Source organism: Shigella sp. SIG3 (genome assembly GCF_053555855.1).
Genome location: NZ_JBQZXE010000221.1, coordinates 1 through 1,995 on the forward strand (window position 1 = coordinate 1; position 1,995 = coordinate 1,995).

Below are 1,995 nucleotides of genomic sequence, written 5' to 3' on the forward strand. Positions count from 1 at the left end.
CCCAGTACACCTCAACAAGACCTGATGCAAATCAACGTCCTTTTGCCATTCATAAACATCATCTGGATAATCGGCATGAGCAATAACATGCTTGCCGGTGCGACTGTGTACTTCAAGAATAAAGGGCAAATGCTGACATTTTTCCAGCGCCGTTTTCGCTTGTTTCTGTTGATTATCTGCCAGCGCAATAAACCAGTCGCCGCCATTCATCAACCACAAAGACATCTGCTGGAATGCCAGCGCATCCATCGCCATCTGTTCATGATTGCCTCTTACCGCACGAACCCAATGTTGTTCCAGTAACTGCAGACAACGTAAACTTTGCGGCCCACGATCGATAACGTCTCCCACTGAGATAAGTAAATCTCGCCACGGATCAAAACGACAATGCCATAATTTGCGGCGCAACTGCTCAAGACAACCGTGTATATCGCCAGAAAGCCAGATATGTCGCCATTGATGACCCGCAATTCTCTGATAAACGGGCGCAGGCTGTTTCATCAATATTTTCCTCCCGCGCTAAAGATCACATAATCTTAACAAGAATGTTAAAAAACGCTGGACTCAGACAGTAGAGTGTGTGTTATGGTTGACTATAAAGTCAGCGAAGGAAATGCTTCTGGCTTTTAACAGATAAAAAGAGACCGAACATGATTCCTGTTTTCGTCAACAAACAATAAAACCCTTTAAAATTAATGCGTTGAATAAATTTACGTTCATCTTTTAATCCCTGACACGTACCATTGCATATTAATACATTCAACCAGTTACCATTTTTTTCGAGTTTTTTAGAGAAATTTTCGGGAATATTTCAGGTCAATCCATGCAGACGCAAGCAATTCCTGTATTGAATAATTCCGTAGCAATTATGTAAAATCATCTCCGGCTGATTTTCATTCAAACTCGCGCTATCGAACATCCATCAGCCAGCCGTGGCACGTTCTTGCATACGACGTGCTACGGTTTCCTTTACGATTTGGGGTTGCGACTTTACCTCTATTGATAATGCATTCCGGCAGAACGTTCAAATATGAAGTACGATGTTTAACTAACCGAAAAACAAGAACAATACGGTGCAAGCAAGCTATTCACAGTTAACTGAAACAGTATCGTTTTTTTACAGCCAATTTTGTTTGTCCTTTTATAATAAAAAAGTGCTGAAGTTCATTTCATGGAATGAACTTCATAAAAACTCCTACTTATTTCTTTTAACAAAGCCATTTGTCCATCGGCTTTAACTGAATGTCCATCATGTTACCGATAAATAATAACTTTTCATTGTCCCAAAATTCTTTTTATAACACTATTTCCGGTACATATGCTGATTACTTTTCAGCATGGGATAAATGGGAAAAACAAGCGCTCCCCGGTGAAAATCGGAATGAAGCGGTCTCCCTACTTAAAGAATGTCTCATCAATCAGTTCAGTGAGCTTCAACTGAATCGTTTAAATCTGTCCTCGCTACCTGACAACTTACCACCTCAAATCACTGTTCTGGAAATTACTCAGAATGCCCTAATATCATTACCAGAATTGCCAGCATCGCTGGAATACCTTGACGCCTGTGACAATCACCTGTCAACACTTCCTGAATTACCCGCATCTCTGAAACATCTTGATGTAGATAACAACCAACTAACCATGCTTCCTGAATTGCCTGCATTGCTGGAATATATTAATGCAGATAACAATCAGCTAACCATGCTTCCTGAATTACCTACATCGCTGGAAGTGCTCTCAGTAAGAAATAACCAGCTGACATTTCTCCCTGAGTTACCTGAATCACTGGAAGCGCTCGATGTAAGTACTAATCTTCTGGAAAGCCTACCAGCCGTACCTGTAAGAAATCATCACTCAGAGGAAACCGAGATATTTTTCCGGTGCCGCGAGAATCGCATCACACACATTCCGGAAAATATACTTAGCCTTGATCCGACCTGCACTATCATCCTCGAAGACAATCCTCTGTCCTCACGGATCAGGGAGTCTCTGTCG

1 protein-coding gene and 1 pseudogene are annotated in these 1,995 nt (G+C 41.5%); one reads left to right on the plus strand and one right to left on the minus strand.

Annotation, left to right across the window (positions count from 1 at the left end; all coding sequences use genetic code 11):
- A partial coding sequence (locus ACUU1I_RS20315) for a metallophosphoesterase (RefSeq protein WP_449144901.1) occupies positions 1-501 on the minus strand: 501 nt, incomplete at its 3' end.
- A gap of 741 nt (positions 502-1,242) precedes the next feature.
- On the opposite strand from ACUU1I_RS20315, the pseudogene ipaH3 reads away from it, so the two are divergent.
- Positions 1,243-1,995: pseudogene (gene ipaH3, locus ACUU1I_RS20320) on the plus strand (T3SS effector E3 ubiquitin-protein ligase IpaH3/Hc); the annotation flags it as partial.